Genomic DNA, 21540 nt, shown 5'->3' with positions numbered 1-21540 from the left:
GTGTATACATAATATATGAAAAATCTATAGCAACAGCTATAAAAATCAAGCATACAAATAATATAAATGAACTTATAATATAAATAACCCCTTTCTTATTATTTAGAAAGAAGAAAAATTTATGTAATATTTTGTTTTTTTTGAACAAAAACATTGTTTTAATATTATTCCATAATAAATTTATTTATAATTCAAATTATAAGTATAATTATGGTGTATTATATATTAATAATAATTTAAAATTTATTATTTGTTTTTAATATTATATATCATTAAATAAAATTAATTTAATTATTTATATTTAAGTATAGAAAATATTTTTCTTATTTAAAAATAGTTTCTTATTCTATCTAAAATAAAAGAAATAAATAGATTATGAAGCAATTAGAGGGTCTTTATTTCCTATATAATAATGTAGATAAGAAATTAATTGGGATACTTCTAGAAGTTCAGAAAGAATTTCTTGTGTATCCTTTGAGTTTTTTAATGAATCTGGTTCATAATACTCTATGTAAATGCGAATAGTGCTATTACTTGTATCTGTGCCAGATAATCGGTAAATTATACGGGAGAGATCTTCAAATACAATGTATATTCCTTGTTTCTCGCTTATATTTCCATCAATTGGATCTGTATAAACAAAATCACTAGCTTTTTCTATCCTTTTACCAATAAATGAACTTCCAATTAAATTGCTCAGTCTGGAACGTAGGTTGTTGATGAATTCTTGTGCATTCTTTGTAGGAATATCGGGATAATCATATCTTGAATAATAATTTCTACCATAAGTAGCCCAATGTTTATGCACTATATCCGATAGACTTTCTCCTCGAACTGCTAAAATATTAAGCCAAAATAAAATAGACCAAATACCATCCTTTTCACGAGAATGATATGAGCCAGTACCAAAACTTTCTTCTCCGCAAATACTAACCATATCCTTTTCAAGCAGATTATTAAAAAACTTCCAACCAGTTGGGGTTTCAAATAGTTTTAAATTAAGTTTTTCAGCAACACGGTCAAGAGCAGTACTAGTAGGCATTGAACGTGCCACACCTACCAAACCATTTGAATATCCTGGTATTAAACCTGCATTGGCAACTATAATAGCTAAACTATCCGAAGGGTTAACAAATATTCCTTTTCCAAGAATCATATTGCGGTCACCATCACCATCACAAGCAGCTCCAAAATCAGCGCTATCATCCATCATCATTCGATCGTATAAATCTTTTGCATGAATTAGATTAGGGTCAGGGTGACGTCCTCCAAAATCTTCTAAAGATACAAAATTTCTTACTGAACCAGCAGGAGCTCCAAGTTTTCCTTCCAATATCTCTTTTGCATAAGGTCCTGTTACGGCATTCATACAATCAATATCAATGCGAAATCCAAAGCTAAGAAGTGTACGAATTTCATCAAAATCAAAAATACTTTCCATTAATGTAACATAATCTTCTATAGGATCAATAATGGATATGGTAATATTGGCTATTTCTTTTGTCCCAATATGATCAATATCTATATCATCGATTTCCATTATTCGATAACAAGTTATTTTTTTTGATTCCTCAAAAATATTTTCTGTTTCTTGTTCAGAAGCTGAACCACCACTGCTTGTATTGTATTTTATTCCAAAGTCTTGAGTAATGCCTCCAGGATTATGAGACGCAGTTAATATAATACCTCCAGAAAATTTATACTTGCGAATTATATGTGAAACAGCAGGAGTAGAAAGTATTCCTCCTTTCCCTATAATAATGCGGGCAAAACCATTCGCAGCCGCTATCTTGATGATTTTCTGTATTACGACACGATTGTAAAATCGTCCATCTCCACCGACAACTATCGTTTTTTCTGTGCAATCTAATGTGTTAAAAATAGATTGTATAAAATTTTCTACGTAAGAATCTTGTTGAAAAACCTTAACTTTTTTTCGTAATCCCGATGTGCCAGGCTTCTGATCCAAATAAGGAGTCGTGGGAATTGTAGTATATAACATATAACTAGTTACACTTTGCTCATAAGTAAAACATTTATTGCGCAACTACCACCTGAAAAAATCAAGGAATATCGTACAAATTTGGTGGTAAAATTGTAGTAAGCATCAATGATTTTAAAGATCATTAATATCTCCTAATTTGCAGCTTTAGATAATAACTCCTTGTTCAAATATATATTAAGGCATATTTGTCAGGATACGCAAAGATAAAATTTTGACGAAAGTAGCATACATATTTTCACTACAATCTATCATTATTCCTATAGATTATATAATAATTTATTGTATATTTGCAATAGCTGTCCATTAATCGTAATAAATTGCCTTTTAAGATACTGAAAATATTATCATACTTTTATGGGAATAAGTAATGGATTTAAGTTATGGAATCCACAATTTTTAAAAGATTAACAAAAATAATAAATAGAAATACTTTCTTTGATTTTCAAAAAAATACCTCGGAAATATGTTATGAAACCCAGATTTTCTAAAGATATATCATCAAATATTAATTGCACAATAGATGATCATATTCCTGTTCTTTTAGAAAAAGTTATTGAACTTCTTAATCCATCTCCAGGAAAGATTATTTTGGATGCAACATTTGGTGCTGGAGGATATAGCAGGGCATTTTGTAAAATGGGATCTAATGTTATTGCGTTAGATCGTGATCCATTTGCAGTTGCTCGAGGACAAAAAACAATGCAAGATTATAAGGAAAAATTCTCTCTCTTCCAATCAAGTTTTTCTAAATTACAAGATTATGTGCCAGATGAAGGGATTGATGGAATTGTCTTTGATCTAGGTGTATCATCTATGCAAATTGATTTTGGTCATCGAGGTTTTTCTTTTCAAAAGCCTGGCCCATTAGATATGAGGATGTCTTGTTCTGGAGTATCTGCTGCTAATGTTGTCAATCATGCAGATATAAAAGATTTGATACGTATTTTAGGTATTCTAGGAGAGGAGAAGCAAGCTTCTCGTATTGCACATGCTATTGTAAAACGTCGTCAACATAAACTTTTTAAAACAACAGAAGATTTATCCTCTTTAATTCAAAATACCGTTTATGTTGGAAAAAATTATCGTATTCATCCTGCTACTCGTTCATTTCAAGCACTGCGTATATTTGTGAACAATGAAATTGGGGAATTGTTTGAAGGATTACAATCTGCAGAAAAATATCTAAAATGTGGAGGGGTATTAATAGTTGTTTCTTTTCATTCGTTAGAAGATCGTCTTGTTAAAAATTTTTTTGCCAGTCGTTCAGGAAAATTAACAACTGTGCGCCATATGATTGATCCCAATGCGTCTCTTGCTGTTTTTAAATCAATTACTAAAAAAGTTGTTGTTCCAACTCAAGATGATATAGAGTTTAACAAGAGATCACGTTCTGCAAAGTTACGTGCAGGAATTCGTACTTCAACAAAATCAATTAAAAACTGTTCTTTTGCACATTTAGCTAGATTACCTGAACTTTCTCAATTTAGGAGATAGCATGTTTAAAACATTTGATTTGATTATATTAGGTATTATCATTTTTTCTATAACTATTACATATTCAATTAAAAATGAAGCAGAGAAGAAAAAAGAAGAGCTTAAAATATTAGAACATAAAATTATGTTAGAACAAAATAATATTGATTTACTTAAAGCACAATTGGCGTTATTGGTTCAGCCTGATAGAATTAAAGATTTGGTTGTTCTTTACCAAAAAGACTTGCAACTACAACCAACTAATCCAATTAATCTTATTTCATATGATGATTTAAATAAGTTGAAAAGAAAACATCCTTTTTCGGAAGATCTCTTAGATTCTCCAAAAAAGACATTTAAAATACAACAACATCAAAAAAAATGAGTTTATTTTCGGATATGGTAGTACTTTTAAAATGATTTTTCCTTTTATCGTGTTTTTGAATGTTTTATTAATATGTTACTTTACAATGATAATTTCCCATTGCGGAATATAGAAGATAGCAATGATGTCTTTCAAAAAAGACGCTGTGAGGTCATTAGACATAGCAAAAATCGCATTGCCATGACTATAGTAGTCTTTATTTTGACATGTATTATTATTATCACTAAATTGATCCAATATGGGAATATAAAACTTGAACATAATGTTCATTCAATTGATGTTGAAGAATACAGTTTATCGCGCCCTGATATTATTGATAGAAATGGAGAAATATTAGCTACGGATATTCCAACTTTTTCCCTTTATGTTGAGCCTAATAAAATTATTTCTTCTGACGAAATTATAGAAAAACTGCAAACTATATTTCCTGATCTTGATTATCAGGTAATTCGTCGTAAATTACTGTCAAAAACAAAATTTCAATGGTTGCGTCGTAAGTTATCTCCAAAGCAAAAACAACAGATTTTAGGTCTTGGCCTTCCAGGATTGGGTTTTCGCACTGAACAATGTCGTTTTTATCCCGCTGGATCTAATACATTACATGTTGTTGGTTATGTTGATATCGATAATCGTGGCGTTAGCGGTATTGAAAAATTTATTGATACACAAGGATTAACGACCTCTTCAAAAATTAATAAAGTACAAAAAAATCTTCCTCCTGTTAGATTGTCAATTGACTTGCGTGTTCAAAATATAGTTCATCAATTACTGGTCGAAAATAGAAAAAAATATAATGCAGAATCAGCAGGTACAGTTATAATAAATGTCTCTACAGGAGAGATTATAGCTATGGTTTCTATTCCTGATCATGATCCCCATGAAATATCAAAAGAAAAACAAGAAGGATGGCTCAATCTTGTATCTTATGGAATATTTGAAATGGGATCAATTTTTAAAGCATTTACTATTGCTATGGGTATTGATAGTGGTTTGTTTACAATAAAAGATGTTGTTGATACCCGTTATCCTATTAAGGAAGGTAAATACATTATAAATGATTTTCGTCCAAAAAATCGCAATATGACTATTCCGGAAATTTTTCGATATTCTTCTAATATTGGTGCGGCTAAAATCGCGGATGCTTTAGGAATTCAAGAACACAAAGATTTTTTGAATAAATTAGGTTTGCTATCTAAAACAGACACTGAATTACCTGAAGTTAAAGATCCTTCTTATCCGTCAAAATGGAAGAGAATACATTCATTAACTATTTCTTTTGGACACGGTCTGTCTACGACTCCATTACAAACAGCAATTGCTGCAGCTGCTCTTGTTAATGGAGGTCATTTGATACCAGCTACATTTATGGTTCGAAGTCGTAAAGAGGCGGAGAAATTATCGCGTACAGTTTTAAAAAGTAGCACTGTAAAAATAATGCGTTCCTTATTGAGAGAAGGGGTAATAGGTGGCTCAGGGAAAAGAGCATTTGTAGCGGGATTTGAAGTAGGAGGTAAAACAGGTACAGCTCAAAAGGTCGTCAAAAAAAGATATTCAAAAGAATTGAATTTCAATTCTTTTCTTGCTGTTTTCCCCATAACTGATCCTCAGTATGTCGTATTGAGTTTTATGGATTCTCCAAAAATAAAAGAAAACAATCAGCTTACCGCTGGAATAAATGTAGCTCCTATGGTAGGAAGTATTATTCGTAGATCTGCTTCTATGCTTGGTGTAAAACCCGTTTTTTTAAGATAAGTGTATTAAATATCAGATTATTATCTTCTTTCTTGATATTATCATGGTATTAATAAAACATTTTTCAAAACATTGTTTTAAAGGGAATAGTATTGCAATTACAAGATTTGATACATGATAATTTTCCAGAACTTATAGATCAATTATCATCATTTTCAATTCAGCGAAGAGAACGTGAAATAAATGAAATTTCATCGGATAGCCGTTATATTAAAAAAGGTTATATGTTCGTAGCTATAATTGGAAATAAGGAAGATGGCCATTCCTTTATTCCACAATCAATAGCACAAGGTGCCGATGCTATTATCGCATCTTATCAATACTCATTACAAGATTGTTTATCTTATATCAAATCTGATGTTCCTATTTTATTCGTAGATAATACAAGAAAGTTTTTATCTATTTGTTCATCTAAATTATACGGCAAACATCCTAAAAAAATATTTGCCGTGACAGGAACTTCTGGAAAAAGTTCTGTAGCGTCTTTTGTGCAACAGATTTGCCAATATTCTGGTCTATCATCATTTCAAATTGGACCTATGCAAAACATTCCAATTTTACCACAAGATAATAGATTGACTACTCCTAATCCTGTTTATCTATCAAAAGCATTGTCATATTTATATTCTAATGGTGTGACCCATGTATCTCTTGAAGCATCCAGTCATGGGTTAGATCAACATAGATTAGATGGAATTAAATTAAGTGCAGGATCTTTTACTAATTTAGGTCGTGATCATATAGATTATCATCTAACTGAACAGGCATATTTTAATTCTAAAATGCGTCTTTTTGAAGAATTACTGCCTAAGAAATATCCTGCTGTTATTTACGCAGATGATTATTTCTCTAAAGAAGTCATAAAACGTGCTCAAAATGCTGGTTGTCGTGTTTTATCTGTAGGATATAACGGGACATTTATCCGTCTTAAAAAGATATGTAATGTTTTTGACAAACAACAAATAAATATATCTATTGAAGGAAAGAAGTTTGATTTCCCTTTTTCTCTTCAGGGAGAATTTCAAGTATACAATGCTTTAGTTGCTGCTGGATTATGTATTTCAACAGGAATAGATATTCCTGTTGTTATTGAATGTTTAGGCAAGTTAAATATTGTACCTGGACGTTTTGAATTTACTGGTATAAGCCCCAAAGGGGGTAGAATTTATGTTGATTATGCTCATACTCCTAATTCCCTTGAAATGGTTTTGAAAAATATTCGTGCTATTACATCAGGTCGTATTATTGTGGTTTTTGGCTGTGGTGGAGATCGTGATAAGGGAAAGCGCAAAATGATGGGTAAAATTGCTATGGATTTATCTGATATTGCTATTGTAACAGATGATAATCCACGTTCTGAAGATCCTAAAAAAATACGCACTGAAATTATTGATGGATCTTCTGGATTTATTGAAGAGGGAGATCGAATAGAAGCTATACGTATAGCTTTATCAATGCTAGAAAAGGAAGACGTATTAGTAGTTGCAGGCAGGGGGGATGAGGAGACGGTACAAATTGTCAATAATGGAGTAATGAAGATGTCTTTTGATCGTGATATTATACGTGAACTTTTAGGACTTTCTTCATGAAAAATTTATGGACATTTCATGATTTATTTAAATCTATCCAGGGTTGTTATTCTGGAAAAATGCCTGAAGGTTATGTGCAGGGAATTTCAATAGATAGCCGTTCTATTGCTCCTAAAGAAGCTTTTTTTGCCATAAAAGGCAATAATTTTGATGGTCATGATTTTGTCTCATGTGCAGTACAAAAAGGAGCTTCTCTTGTAGTTATAAAAAAAAATATGGCTAAATCTATAGGATCATTATCTGTTCCGGTTTTTTTAGTAGAAGATGTTTTGTCTTCTCTTAATAAGCTTGCTATGACTGCCCGTTTTCGTTCTAAGGCCAAAATTATTGCTATTACTGGTTCTGTTGGAAAAACTACTACAAAAGAAATGCTCAATATTGCTTTTTCTTCTATAGGAAAAACATATGCTTGTATTGATTCATATAATAATCATATTGGTGTTCCATTGACTTTAGCACGTATGCCTCCAGATATGGATTTTGGTATATTTGAACTAGGAATGAATCATTTAGGTGAAATTAGTTTTTTAACAAATTTGGTTCGTCCACATGTTGCTATTATTACTTCTATTGCTCCTGCGCACTTAGAAAATTTTTTAAGAATAGAAGAAATTGCTTCTGCCAAATCAGAAATTTTTGAAGGGCTGGAAAAAACAGGAAGAGTCTTTTTAAATCACGATGATTCATTTTTTGAATTTTTTAAAAAAAAAGCTCATGATATTGGGATAAATAAAATTTATTCTTTCGGCAAATCAAATAATGCTGATTTTAGATTACAGACATTTGAACAAAATTCTGAAAAATCTTTAATAAAAGTACAATTGCAGGGAAAATTATCAGAAGTCACATACCATGCTCTTGGATATCATATGGCACAAAATATGCTAGCTACTTTAGGAATTATTTCTGCTTTAGATTTAGATGTTGATAAAGCAATAAAAGCACTTTCTGTTTTTCATCCCAAAGAAGGAAGAGGAAAGCGTTATTGTTGTAAATGTGAAAAAGGATTTTTTACCTTAATTGATGAAAGTTATAATGCTAATCCTACCTCTATGAAAGCAGCGATAAGTGTTTTATCTCAAGTATATCCGCATGGAAAAGGACGTCAAATTGCCGTGCTTGGTGATATGTGTGAAATGGGAGAACTATCAAAATATTTTCATGTCAATTTAGCAGAAGTTTTATCTTTATATAATATATCACATGTATGGTTGTATGGTGTTCACATGCTAGAGTTAAGAAATGTATTATCAAATAATATTCATGTGCATTATTACGAAAAAATAGAGGAATTTTTTTCTTTTATTAAATCATCTCTAATTGATGGAGATGTTATGGTTATTAAATCTTCTCATTCCTGTGGATTTCATAATCTTGTCAAGTTATTGCTTGAGGAGTTTCCAGTTATTAAGTAGAACCTCTATAAGGAAGTTATAGAAAGACTACCAAAATAGGTTATAATTTAATGTTTATAAGATTAGCTGATTTCTCAGAATATTATGTAATTACTAATATTTTAAAATATGTTACTTTTAGATCTAGTTGTGCATTTTTTAGTTCTATATTTATTGTCTTTGCTTTTGGTTCAAAGATTATAGATTATCTTAATTACTTCCAAGGATGTAATAAAAAATATATTCAGGTTCAAGATTTGCCTATTCATTCTGAGAAAATCGGCACTCCTATCATGGGGGGTATAATTATTTTGATTGGATTGATAGGTTCATCTTTTCTATGGGCTGATTTATCTTCTATCCATGTAATAATTATTTTGATGCTAACTTTAGGATTTGGTTTAGTTGGATTCTATGATGATTATATAAAAATTACTTCTGGAGATAATCGAGGTTTATCATGGAAATTTAGAATTATAGTAGAATTTATTATTGCTACATGTGCAGTTTGTTTTTTGCTTTTTTATTCAAGTTCAACCTTTTTAGGTCTAGAAACAACAACTATTATATCATTTCCTTTTTTAAAGAATATTTCTATAGATATAGGACTGTTTTTTATTCCTTTTGCTTCTTTTATAATTGTTGCAACCGCTAATGCTGTTAATTTAACAGATGGACTAGATGGTTTGGCTATTGTACCAATTTTGATTGCTTCTATATCATTCTCCTTTATTGCTTATATCACGGGGGATATTATATTTTCACATTATTTAAAAGTTAATTTTATTCCAGGTACAGGAGAATTAGTTGTAGTTATCAGTGCACTAGTTGGTGCAGGAATAGGTTTTTTGTGGTTCAATGCTCCACCAGCTTCGGTTTTTATGGGAGATACAGGATCTCTAGCTTTAGGTGCATTAATAGGGGGAGTTGCAGTATCGACTAAACATGAGATAACTCTTGTTATTATAGGAGGATTATTTGTCATTGAAGCACTATCTGTAATTATTCAGGTTGGCTATTTTAAAATTACTAAGAAGAGAATTTTCTTAATGGCTCCTATTCATCATCATTTTGAAAAAAAAGGTTGGACTGAAAGCCAAATAGTAATCCGTTTTTGGATTATTGCTTTTATATTAGCTGTTATAGGGCTTTTAACTGTTAACATGAATTAATACTTTAATGAAATTAAGTAGTTTCCATAGTCATTCTATCGCTGTTTTTGGATTAGGAAGTTCTGGATTATCCGTAGTTAGTGCCTTGAATAATTCTAAGGCACATGTTATCGCTTGGGATGATAATCCTATTGTTGTAAAAAAAGCACAAGATATGGGAATAGAAGTAGTTGATTTTAATACTATTTCATGGCAAGGAATTTCTTTTTTAGTTTTGTCTCCTGGAATTGCTTTAACGGGTGAAAACGCTCATTGGTGTGTAAAATTAGCAAAAAAATTCAATATTGAAATAATTGGAGATATAGAATTATTTGTGCGTGAAAGACGTTTTGCTTCTACGCATTCTCCTTTTATTGCTGTTACTGGGACTAATGGTAAATCTTCTACAGTTGTAATGATTTCTCATATTTTACAACAAAATGGTTATGATGTGCAGTTAGGTGGTAATATCGGTCGTCCTGTTTTAGATCTTGAATATTTTATTCCAAATCGTTTTTATGTAATTGAGTGTTCTTCTTATCAAATAGAATTAACACCAACAATTGATCCTTCTATAGGAGTTCTTTTAAATATTTCTGATGACCATCTTTATCGTCATCATACCTTAGAAAATTACGTTAATATTAAGAAAAAAATTGTAACAATGAGCAAACATTCGGTTGTTTGTACACATGATGATCAGTGTAAAAAAATTGCACGTGATATGAAACTTATAGGACATTCTATATCTAGGATATCATCTGAATTGATATCTTTAGACTCCGATTTATATATTGATGAATTCTTATTAAAATGCTCTTCAACATCAGAGATAATTTTTGATTTTTCAGAAGAAGCTAAAAAACATAATATTCAAAATTTAGTATCATCTGCTGTAGTTTGTATGAGATTAGGATTAAAAGTTAATGATATTAAGAAGGCTTTATCTTCATTTAAAGGTTTAACACATCGTTTGCAAACAATAGCAAGATTAGGAAATATTGTTTTCATTAATGATTCCAAGGCAACTAATTTTAACTCTGTTTTTCATGCGCTATCTAAAGAAAAACGCTTAATTTATTGGATTGCTGGTGGTTTATATAAGTCTGATGATTTTTCTATTATTTCCCACCTTGTATCAAAAATAGCAAAATCTTATTTTATAGGAGATTCTGCAAAGATATTTTTAAATAATCTCGGTGGAAAGGTAAATAGTGCTATCTATAAAACCCTTGATAAAGCTCTTAAAGTTGCTATTAGCGATGCAGAAAAGACGCAATTTCCATCTGTTATATTATTTTCTCCAGGATGTGCGAGTTTTGATCAATATAATAACTTTCGAGAAAGAGGATTCTCGTTTATGTCACAAGTTTCAGAAATAAAAGGTATAGAAATGCTAGTTGATATAGATGAAGAAAGGATGCATCCATGGTAAAAAGAGCTGAAAGAGGGATGTTGTCAGAATGGTTTTGGACCGTGGATTGGTTTTCTTTGATAGCATTTTTATTATTATTAGGGATTGGATTAATTCTTTCTTTTGCTGCATCGCCAGCTGTAGCAGAGAGATTAGGTCTAGAAGACTTTTATTTTGTTAAAAGACATGCTGCTTTTCTTATTCCCTCTATAATTATTATGATATCTTTTTCATTTTTTTCTCCTAAAATGGTAAGAAATACTGCGTTTATTTTACTTTTATTTTCTTTAATAGCTATGATTTTAACATTAATTTGGGGAGTGGAAATTAAGGGAGCTAAACGTTGGTTATATATTGCTGGAACATCAATTCAACCTTCTGAATTTGTGAAACCATCGTTCATTGTTGTATGTGCTTGGTTTTTTGCTGAACAAATGCGTCATCCAGAAATACCAGGAAATATTTTTTCTTTGATACTATTTGGAATTGTGATATCCTTGCTTATAGTGCAACCTGATCTTGGACAAAGCATTATACTTTTTTTAATATGGGATTGTATGTTTTTTATAACAGGTATTTCTTGGTTGTGGATTATTTTATTCGCTTTTTTGGGAGTAGTGAGTTTATTAATTGCATATCAGACAATGCCTCATGTAGCTATTCGCATTAACCATTTTTTCACTGGGATAGGAGATTCATTTCAAGTAAATAGTGCACGTGATGCTATCATAAATGGAGGTTGGTTTGGTAGAGGACCTGGAGAAGGAACAATAAAGCGTGTTATTCCAGATAGTCATACGGATTTTGTTTTCTCTGTAGCTGCAGAAGAATTTGGTATTATATTTTGCATATTTATTGTATGTATTTTTGCTTTTGTAATAATACGCTCTTTTTTATATTCTTTAACCGAGTCAAACGATTTTATTCGTATCTCTATATTTGGCCTTGCATTGCAGATCGCTTTACAAGAATTTATTAATATAGGTGTTAATTTAGATCTTCTTCCGACTAAAGGAATGACAATGCCTGCTATTTCATATGGCGGATCTTCTATGTTAGGAATATGTGTTACGATAGGTTATTTATTAGCATTGACATGTCGTCGTCCTGAAAAACGAGCTTATAATAAGGAAGGCTTTATGAATATTTCGACTCCATATATGTAGGATAATATAAATATGTCAGAAAATAATGCCATATTATTAGTAGCAGGAGGAACAGGAGGACATGTACTGCCTGCAATATCATTGTCGCATGAATTAAGATCTAGAGGATACAATGTTTATTTGGTAATAGATAGTCGTGTTAGATCTTATACTTTAGATTTTCCTGATGATTTTATATATGAAATAAATTCTTCTCAAATTAAATTATCCAATCCAATTAATTTTTATAATTCTTTAATTAGTTTGTGGAAGGGATTCATTTCTTCCTTACGTTTGATAAAAAAAATAAGTCCAAAAGTTATAGTTGGTTTTGGCGGATATCATAGTGTTTCTCCTTTACTGGCAGGCATGTTATTGGGGATACCTTCTATGATACATGAACAAAATATTGTTATGGGAAGGGCAAATCGTCTTTTATCTTGGGGAGTAAAAATAATAGCTAGAGGAATGGTATCTCCTCAGGACAACAAATTATTATCAAATAAAAAAATTGTAGTAACAGGCAATCCTGTACGAAACGAACTTATAAAAATGCAAAATACTCCTTATAAAACTAGTAATTCAGACCAACCTTTTAATTTATTGGTATTTGGTGGAAGTCAGGGAGCAAAATTTTTTTCTGAGATTATACCTAAAAGCATTGCTATGATACCAAAAACAGAACGTAAAAGATTGGTGATTACACAACAAGTTCATGACAATGAAAAAGAAAAAATTCAAAAAAAATATGATGAGTTAGGATGTAAAGTTAAACTTTCTTCTTTCTTTAAAGATATTGAACTACATATGATAGAAGCAAATTTGTTGATATGTCGATCAGGAGCTTTGACCGTTTCTGAAATAGCTGTTATAGGACGTCCAGCAATTCTTGTACCTTATCCTTATTCTATTAGTCAGGATCAGTTACATAATGCGTATTATCTCCAAGAAATAGGAGGAGCTAAAGTTATAACACAGGATTTTCTTTCTCCTGAACGATTAGCTGATGAGCTTTGTTCTGCTATGAAAAATCCAGAATATTTGCTTCAAATGGCTAAAAAAAGTTACGCAAAAGGAAAAATAAAGGCTGTTGTAATGTTATCAGATTTGATTGAGAATCTTGCTCACATAAAGAGTAGATCTGATTTAGGAAGGAAGTCTATATGCTAGTTCCACAAGGTATAGGTCTTGTTTTAGAGAGGGGCTGCAAATAATGATAAATCCACAAGGAATAGGTCCAATACATTTTGTTGGAATTGGTGGAATAGGGATGAGTGGTATTGCAGAAGTATTGCACAATACAGGTCATAAGGTGCAAGGATCAGATGTTATTATTAGCCCAAATGTACAAAGACTTCGTAAACAAGGTATTAATGTTTTTATAGGTCATAGTGTAGCAAATATAGATCATGCTGAAATTTTAGTCGTTTCTACAGCAATTGATAAAGATAATGTTGAATGTATTGCTGCACGTAAGAGAAATATTCCTGTAATATTTCGTTCTGAAATGCTTGCTGGACTTATGCGCTGTCGTAAATCTATATCTGTTAGTGGGACTCATGGCAAAACTACAACAACTTCATTAATTGCAGCACTGCTTGAACAAGGAAAATTTGATCCAACCGTTATAAATGGGGGGATTATTAATTCTTATGGAACAAATACTCGCATAGGAACGAGTGAGTGGATTGTTGTTGAAGCTGATGAATCAGACGGAACATTTATAAGATTGCCTTCAGACATTGTTGTTGTAACGAATATTGATCCGGAGCACTTAGATTATTATGGTGATTTTGATGCTATTCGTGATGCTTTTTATAAGTTTATTGATAATATTCCCTTTTATGGCTTTGCGGTAGTTTGTATTGATCATCCAGAAATTCTTTCTCTTGTTGAACGCATTCAAAATCGTAAAATTATTACATATGGTAGCTATTCCCAAGCTGATATTAAATATTCTAATATAAGAAGATTTTCTAATCGTTCTATTTTTGATGTTAATGTGCAAGGTGCTTTGGCCAAAGATCCTTTTATAATACAAGATATTTCTTTGCCATTAATAGGAGAGCATAATATTTCTAATGCATGCGCATCTATTGCAGTAGCTCATAAATTGGGTCTAGCATCAGAAGATATAGTAAGAGGATTATCGTCATTTTCAGGCATCAAAAGAAGATTTACTCTTGTTGGAATTTGGAATAATGTGCATATTTTTGATGATTACGGTCATCATCCAATAGAAATATCATCTGTCCTTTCTGCAGTTCGTCAAATTTGCCCTCGCAAAATTATAGCTATTCATCAGCCACATCGTTATTCACGTCTTTCTTCACTTTTTGATCAATTTTCTACATGTTTTGGAGATGCTGATACTGTTTTGATTTCCCCTGTTTATTCGGCAGGAGAAGAAAAAATTGATGGTTTTTCATCTCCTGAGTTAGTTAAAAACATTATATCCAAAGGACATCAACAAGCATATTACATGGATTCTTTTGATCATCTAGTAGCTAAGATATTAGATGTTGCGGAATCAGGTGATTTTATTATTTTCTTCGGAGCAGGAAATATTACTCAGTGGGCGACTTCTCTTATAGGAGAGTTAGGATTAGTTACTCAACAAAACGTGTGCATGATGTGATTTTATGGAAAAATCTATCGTATATTTTAAAAAACGAGGTAGATGTTTAAAGGGAAAATTTCAAGAAAATTTTTCTATGAAACAGATAACATGGTTTCGTACTGGCGGTAATGCTGAAATCATGTTTCAGCCTAAGGATGTACAAGATTTAAAAGATTTTCTAAATATATTACCTAATAATATTCCTATAACGGTTGTAGGTCTTGGTTCAAATATTTTAGTTCGTGATGCTGGAATTAAAGGCGTTGTTTTGCGACTATCGCATTCTGGTTTTAGTAATATAGAAATAAGAGATAATTATGAAATTATTGTAGGTGCTAGTTGTTCAGGAAAATCTCTTGCTAACTGGGCTTTACGTTATGGTATTGGGGGTTTCCATTTTTTTTATGGAATTCCAGGATCAATTGGAGGAGCGTCATATATGAATGCTGGCGCCAATAATTGTGAAACTTCTCAATATGTTTTAGAACTACATGCTATAGATCGTATGGGAAATCATCATGTTATTCCTAAAGAAAAATTAAATTATCAATATCGATATTCAATGCTTGCAAAGGATTTGGTTATTACTCATGTAGTTTTACAGGGTTTTCCAGAATCTAAAAATGTTATTAAATCTGCTATTGTTGATGTTTGTAATCATCGTGAAAAAGTACAACCAATCAAAGAAAAAACAGGAGGTTCTACATTTAAAAATCCTATTGGATATTCTGCATGGAAATTAATAGACCAATCTGGTTGTCGTGGATTAGAATTTGGAGGTGCGAAAATATCAGAATTGCATTGTAATTTTATGATTAACGCCAATAATGCGACTGGATATGATCTTGAGTATCTCGGTGAAAAAGTTAGAAAAAAAGTTTTTGATCAATCAGGTATTCTCTTGGAATGGGAAATAAAGCGTATTGGAAATTTTTTAGATCATCAGGTAATTGATGATATAAAAAAAAATTAGAATTTTTACCTTGTGGATTATAAGAAACAAGATATTTTCTGGATTTTTTTTATAAAAGTAAAATAATTATATACGCTACCTATTTTTGTAGGAAATATATTGTCTTTACGTTATTTCTAGTATTTTTCAATATTATTGAACTAATTTTAGACTAAAATTTGTTTGATCGTCACTATATCTGTTTCCAATTTTGATTTTTTGTTTTCTTTTTGTAGGTAATAATATATAAAACGTATCATGCCCGGTTGGTGAAATTGGTAGACACACTTGGTTTAGGTCCAAACGCGAAAGCGTGAGGGTTCGAGTCCCTCACCGGGTACCAATAGAATGGTGCGAATACATAATTAAAATAAGTTTATAAAATATAGTCTTGATTTGTCTATTAGATATTCAAAAATATTTTTGTGATTTTCTATACCATATTATTGTGAATCTTCGTGTTAGTATTCAATAATTTAGAAGATAGAAAGTCAATGAAGAGAGGTGATATTTTATTTTAAAATCTTAATTCCGTGTGTGGTGTATAGCCACAAATATATCCTCAAACATTAAAAATTTATCACGGCTTAATAAAAAATAATAGGGAATACAATAAAAATTACCAACGTATAATCAATGGCGTAGATCACAGGTATGTATAAGTTAGGAGCTACTTGAGCTATTTACTTTAGGTAATAATTAGAGCAACATATATATATTTTAGTATCTTATGAATTAAAATATAAAATAATTTATAATCCTGAATAATAGGAATCGATAATGCCTAATTTTTTGCTTGAAATTTACTCTGAAGAGATTCCTGCACGTATGCAGAAAAAAGCTACTGATGATTTAGGAAGAATTATTGTTGGTTTATTAAAAGAATACGGATTAAATCATGATAATATACGTAAATACTGGACACCGCATCGTTTATGCTTATACCTTGATGGTTTAACTCCTTATTCTCCAGAAAAAATTGAAGAAAGATTGGGGCCAAGAGTTGGATCTGAACAAAAAGCAATCGATGGATTTTTAAAATCCACAGGATTACATAGTATTTTCGACTGTAAAATTAAAAAAGATCCGAAAAAAGGAGATATTTATTTAGCAGTTATTAAAAAACCGAAACGTTTAGCAGAAGATGTCCTTAAAGAAATAGTACCTATAGCTATTCAAAAAGTTCCTTGGCCTAAATCAATGCGTTGGAGTACTAAAAATTCTGCCATCAGTTCTTTTTCGTGGATAAGGCCATTAAAATCAATCCTATGTCTTCTATTTTCTGAAGATGGGGAAAGTAAAGTAATAGATCTTAATTTAAAAGACATACCTTGTGGAAATATAACTTATGGACATCGTTTCCATGCTCCACAACCTATTAAAGTTAAATGTCTTGATCAATATATCCAAGATTTAAAAAAAAGAATGGTATTACTAGATCCAGAATGTCGTCGTAATACAATTCTTCAAGATGCACATGACTTAGCTTCTAATGCTAGATTAGAATTAGTCGAAGATAATGAACTTTTAGAAGAAGTTGTAGGTCTTGTAGAATGGGTACAAGTTTTTATGGGATATTTTGACGAAAAATATCTATGCCTTCCGGAGGATTTGATTCGTTTGACTATTAAAACGAATCAAAAGTGTTTTGTTACACGAACCCCTGAAGGTAAACTTGCAAATCGTTTTATTCTAGTTTCAAATATTCAATCTTCTGATGGTGGAATATCAATTGTACAAGGAAATAATAGGGTGGTTGCTACCCGTTTAGAAGATGCTTTACATTTCTGGAAACGTGATCAGGAGAATATTTCATCTGACATGTCTTCTTTGAAAAAATCAGCACTAAATTTTAATCTTGATTTATCTAAACCGTTAGATCAACGCATGGCAAAACTTGATATGTTAAATGTAGTATTCCATGCTAAAATAGGAACTCAAGGAGAAAGAGTATCGCGAATCAGAGTTTTAGGTAAAAAGATAGCTAATTTAATAGATGCTGATATTGATTTAGTAGATCGTGCAATAGTACTATCAAAAGCTGATTTATGTACAGAGATTGTAAGAGAATTTCCAGAGTTACAAGGGAGAATAGGAGCAGAGTATGCTAACTTACAAAATGAATCTATAATTTGTTGTAAGGCTATTGAAGATCATTTAAAACCTCGTGGTCCATTAGAAAATGTGCCAACAAGTAAAACTTCAATTATTGTATCATTAGCGGATAAACTTGATATTCTCATAAATTTCTGGAAAATTAATGAAAAGCCAAGTGGTTCAAAAGATCCTTATGCATTGCGTCGTGCAGCACTTGGAATTATCCGTATTATATTGGAAAATAAAATTCATATTCCTTTATCAGAATTTATAGAAGATCAGGATCTTATTCTATTTTTTCATGATCGTTTAAAATTACATTTACGTGAGTTAGGCATTAGACATGATCTAATTGATGCAATATTACGACCTGAAAATGATAATCTTTTAATTATTGTAGATCTAATCAATCATTTAAATGATTTTTTTCATAGTACTGAAGGGCAAAGATTAATCTCTTCTTTTAAACGTGTTATTCAAATTTTGGCTATAGAAGAAAAAAAGAACAAGAAAATATCCTTCCAAATTAATCCTAAAAAATTTTTATTGGAAGATGAAAAAAAACTGTACAATATGATTTCTGATCTTAGTGTTAGTATAAAAGAAGGCATGAATGATAAGAATTATCATAAGATTGGAAATTTATTATATTATGCATGCGAACCTATTGAAAATTTTTTTGATAAAGTTCTTGTCAATGTAGATGATCTAGAAATAAGAAATAATCGTCTTGCTTTACTTCAATATGCACAAAATACCATCATGAAAGTTTTAGATATTAAGAAAATTATCTAAATAAAATAACATTTATACGTTTATATAGTCTTTATGCATTAGTCTTAATTAATCCACCAATCACGATTATCATGTATTACCTGTATCTCTGAAATATCTATTTCATCAAATAATTTCTTTATAGACAAGCCCTTGATTATTATATCAGGGGCAATATCTGCCAATGGTGCTATTACAAAAGGCCTTTCTATAATATATGGATGGGGTATTGTTAATAGATCTGTTGTGCACTCATGGTTTTCAAAAATAAGGATATCAAGATCTATTGTACGAGGACCCCATAATTCATTACGTTTTCTATTTAATTTATTTTCGATTGATAATAAAATATTCAATAATTCATTCGGCATAACTATCGTTTCAATAAGAGCAGTAGCATTTAAAAAAAAATCCTGATTTTTTTTCCCCCACGGAAGTGTCTTATATAAACGTGATACAGAGATCACTTTACAATCTTCACGACTATTAAGTAATTTTAAAGATTGAGCAATATGTTCCTTTTTATTTCCAATATTACTGCCTAATCCAATTGCAACCGTATTAAATCTTTTTTTTATTAACATATTCTACTCTTACTTCTACATAATCAAGTATACCTTTAATTGGTGCGTTAGGCTTTCTTACAGCAATAATTATGCGAGATATTTTTTTGAATTCTTTTAATAATGTCTTAGCAATATCAGATGCTAGTGATTCAATAAGGTTATGTCTTGTTTCAGTAACTACTTTTTCTGTCTTAGTAAATACATCGCTATAATCAATTGTGTTTTTTATATTATCACTATCTAAAATAGCATTTTTTACAACTTCTATTTCTACATCAACAAAAAACTGCTGACCTTTACTCTTTTCTGATTTATAAACACCATGATAAGAAAAAAAAGCACAATTCTTTAAAGATATTGTATAACTTTTATCAAACAAAATTCTCTTCCTTATTATTATTTGATGTTATCTTTAGCCTGCATGATGGCATCCACTGTACTTAAAGCATTTCTATTTGCTTCAACGTTATGAACTCTAAAAATATTAGCTCCCGCACTTCTAAGAAGGCAATTTACCGCAACCGTACTGCTATCTAAATCTAATGGATTAGTTATTTTAGTTATTTTTCCCAAAAATTTTTTTCTTGAGACACCAATTAATATAGGGAAATCAATATGCCTAAATTTTGAAAATCCTGCTATCAAGGCAAGACTTTCTGTTATATTTTTTTCAAATCCAAAACCTGGATCAATAACTATGTTATTTCTTGAAATTCCTTCACGTAAAGCAATTTTTAGTGAATTATTTAAAAAATAAAACTGATCTTCAAAAACATCAAAAATCTTTTTACGGTTACGACCAGTATGCATAATACAAACACCTGCTGAGTATTTAGAGATTATTTCAGCCATATTTTTATTATTTTGCAATCCACATACATCGTTAACAATATGAGCTCCTGCTTTAATAGCCAATTCAGCAGTTTCATATTTATATGTATCAACAGAAATAATAGCATTAGTACGATTAGCTAATTCTTCTATAACAGGGATAATTCGTTTTTGTTCTTCTTTTGCATTAATTGGAATCGCTCCAGGACGTGTTGATTCTCCTCCGATATCGATAATGTCAGCGCCTTGTTCTAAACAATTAATAGAATAAGAAATAGCCTTTTCAACATCTAAATATCTTCCTCCATCGGAGAAAGAATCTGGTGTAAAATTAACAATTGCCATAATAATTGATTTAGCATTGATATCTAAATTACGACCGTGAGCAAGTTTCCATATATGATCATAATATTTTCTCATATTATATTTTACCTCAAAAATATTATAATTATATGATTCAATAAAATATAGATTATCTTATCATGAATTATATTTCGATAAATTTAGATCTTTCACTATCTTGCTATCAATTATAAATACTTTTTATGATCCCATAAGATTATATCATCTATTTTAAATATATATATATATATCAACGAATACGTTTTATAGATTTTTTAGCTAATGATAATTTCTTGTTTAAAGAGTTATCAAGATATTGAGAACATTCATTTATTAACTCGTCAATCTTACCAATAAAAAAATGATTTGCATTAGGAATAATTTTATGAGTTATAGAAATTCCTTTTTGATTCATGAGTTTGTTTACCAATTCTTTGATGTCAGATGAGGTAGCTGCCATATCGTTGCTACCATTTATAATCAAACCAGAAGAGGGACATGGTGCCAAAAAAGAAAAATCATAACTTCTTGGCTGAGGAGCAACAGATATAAAACCATTTATTTCAGGACGACGCATCAAAAGTTGCATAGCAATCCATGCTCCGAAAGAATAGCCAGCTATCCAGCAACTTTTACTTTCAGGATTGATAGACTGAACCCAATCTAAAGCGGCTGCGGCATCTGATAGTTCTCCATCACCATAGTCAAATTCTCCCTCACTTCTTCCAATTCCTCGAAAATTAAACCTTAATGATACGAATCCTCTTGCTTGAAAAAGATAAAACAATTGATAAACAATATTATCATTCATCGTTCCACCAAAACGTGGATGAGGATGGAGTATTAACGCAATAGGAGCGTTTGGATTTTTAGAGGGTTGATAACGTCCTTCTAAGCGACCTGATGGGCCATTAAAAACTACTTCGGGCATATTTGTAATACTACTTTTCTAGTAAAAAACCATAGTTTGTCTAAAAATACTTTTTTCTATAATTAAATTAAAAAATAATCAAATTAATAAAAAAAGGTTAGATGTTATGTTAATAGTTA

Annotated in this window: 17 protein-coding genes and 1 tRNA gene; 13 read left to right on the top strand and 5 right to left on the bottom strand. The window is 30.7% G+C overall.

What is annotated here, in order from left to right; genetic code table 11:
- Nucleotides 1-373: 373 nt before the first annotated feature.
- On the bottom strand, nt 374-2002 hold the full coding sequence (locus GY664_RS01380; RefSeq protein WP_333947672.1) for an alpha-D-glucose phosphate-specific phosphoglucomutase: 1629 nt from the start codon (nt 2000-2002) through the stop codon (nt 374-376).
- 471 nt (nt 2003-2473) lie between these two features.
- Between GY664_RS01380 and rsmH the strand changes: the two genes are divergently transcribed.
- The 13 genes from rsmH (at nt 2474) to glyS (ending at nt 18772) form a co-directional block, all read left to right on the top strand.
- Complete coding sequence (gene rsmH / locus GY664_RS01375) at nt 2474-3499, top strand: 16S rRNA (cytosine(1402)-N(4))-methyltransferase RsmH (RefSeq protein WP_333947671.1); 1026 nt, start codon at nt 2474-2476, stop codon at nt 3497-3499.
- 1 nt (nt 3500) lies between these two features.
- The gene (gene ftsL / locus GY664_RS01370; protein ID WP_333947670.1) at nt 3501-3863 is read left to right on the top strand and encodes a cell division protein FtsL; all 363 of its coding nucleotides are present in this window, start codon (nt 3501-3503) and stop codon (nt 3861-3863) included.
- A 72-nt stretch (nt 3864-3935) separates the two neighbouring features.
- Complete coding sequence (locus GY664_RS01365) at nt 3936-5615, top strand: peptidoglycan D,D-transpeptidase FtsI family protein (protein WP_333947669.1); 1680 nt, start codon at nt 3936-3938, stop codon at nt 5613-5615.
- Between the two features lie 92 nt (nt 5616-5707).
- Complete coding sequence (locus GY664_RS01360) at nt 5708-7204, top strand: UDP-N-acetylmuramoyl-L-alanyl-D-glutamate--2,6-diaminopimelate ligase (RefSeq protein WP_333947668.1); 1497 nt, start codon at nt 5708-5710, stop codon at nt 7202-7204.
- Complete coding sequence (locus tag GY664_RS01355; RefSeq protein WP_333947667.1) at nt 7201-8619, top strand: UDP-N-acetylmuramoyl-tripeptide--D-alanyl-D-alanine ligase; 1419 nt, start codon at nt 7201-7203, stop codon at nt 8617-8619. Before GY664_RS01360 ends, GY664_RS01355 begins: the two co-directional genes overlap by 4 nt.
- A 50-nt stretch (nt 8620-8669) precedes the next feature.
- Nucleotides 8670-9770, top strand: coding sequence for a phospho-N-acetylmuramoyl-pentapeptide-transferase (gene mraY, locus GY664_RS01350; RefSeq protein ID WP_333947666.1), 1101 nt, complete (start codon nt 8670-8672; stop codon nt 9768-9770).
- A 7-nt stretch (nt 9771-9777) separates the two neighbouring features.
- Nucleotides 9778-11184, top strand: a complete 1407-nt coding sequence (murD, locus tag GY664_RS01345; RefSeq protein WP_333947665.1) for a UDP-N-acetylmuramoyl-L-alanine--D-glutamate ligase — start codon at nt 9778-9780, stop codon at nt 11182-11184.
- A complete protein-coding gene (locus GY664_RS01340; RefSeq protein ID WP_333947664.1) occupies nt 11178-12329 on the top strand; it encodes an FtsW/RodA/SpoVE family cell cycle protein in 1152 nt (383 codons plus the stop codon). Before murD ends, GY664_RS01340 begins: the two co-directional genes overlap by 7 nt.
- Nucleotides 12330-12341: 12 nt before the next feature.
- Nucleotides 12342-13478 carry an undecaprenyldiphospho-muramoylpentapeptide beta-N-acetylglucosaminyltransferase gene (gene murG / locus GY664_RS01335; protein ID WP_333947663.1) on the top strand — a complete coding sequence of 379 codons (1137 nt, stop codon included), beginning with the start codon at nt 12342-12344 and terminating at the stop codon, nt 13476-13478.
- Nucleotides 13479-13521: 43 nt separating this feature from the next.
- Entirely contained in the window at nt 13522-14946 is a 1425-nt protein-coding gene (murC, locus tag GY664_RS01330) for a UDP-N-acetylmuramate--L-alanine ligase (RefSeq protein WP_333947662.1), read from the top strand.
- A gap of 4 nt (nt 14947-14950) precedes the next feature.
- Nucleotides 14951-15901 (top strand): UDP-N-acetylmuramate dehydrogenase, encoded by a 951-nt coding sequence (gene murB / locus GY664_RS01325; protein WP_333947661.1) that lies wholly within the window; start codon nt 14951-14953, stop codon nt 15899-15901.
- 239 nt (nt 15902-16140) lie between these two features.
- Nucleotides 16141-16223 (top strand) — tRNA-Leu (locus GY664_RS01320).
- Nucleotides 16224-16660: 437 nt separating this feature from the next.
- Complete coding sequence (gene glyS, locus GY664_RS01315) at nt 16661-18772, top strand: glycine--tRNA ligase subunit beta (RefSeq protein ID WP_333947660.1); 2112 nt, start codon at nt 16661-16663, stop codon at nt 18770-18772.
- A 44-nt stretch (nt 18773-18816) separates the two neighbouring features.
- Here glyS and folK read toward each other — a convergent pair whose 3' ends face one another.
- The 4 genes from folK to GY664_RS01295 form a co-directional block, all read right to left on the bottom strand.
- Nucleotides 18817-19335: a 2-amino-4-hydroxy-6-hydroxymethyldihydropteridine diphosphokinase gene (gene folK / locus GY664_RS01310; protein WP_333947659.1), complete on the bottom strand. Its 519-nt coding sequence runs from the start codon at nt 19333-19335 to the stop codon at nt 18817-18819.
- Nucleotides 19313-19696, bottom strand: coding sequence for a dihydroneopterin aldolase (gene folB, locus GY664_RS01305; protein ID WP_333947658.1), 384 nt, complete (start codon nt 19694-19696; stop codon nt 19313-19315). The genes folK and folB overlap by 23 nt, the downstream gene beginning before the upstream one ends.
- Nucleotides 19697-19713: 17 nt before the next feature.
- A complete protein-coding gene (gene folP / locus GY664_RS01300) occupies nt 19714-20568 on the bottom strand; it encodes a dihydropteroate synthase (RefSeq protein ID WP_333947657.1) in 855 nt (284 codons plus the stop codon).
- 172 nt (nt 20569-20740) lie between these two features.
- Nucleotides 20741-21421 carry an alpha/beta hydrolase gene (locus GY664_RS01295; protein WP_333947656.1) on the bottom strand — a complete coding sequence of 227 codons (681 nt, stop codon included), beginning with the start codon at nt 21419-21421 and terminating at the stop codon, nt 20741-20743.
- Nucleotides 21422-21540: the final 119 nt, after the last annotated feature.

The organism is Candidatus Liberibacter brunswickensis (genome assembly GCF_036858155.1).
GTDB lineage: Bacteria > Pseudomonadota > Alphaproteobacteria > Rhizobiales > Rhizobiaceae > Liberibacter > Liberibacter brunswickensis.
This window is presented reverse-complemented; position numbering and strand designations above follow the sequence as displayed.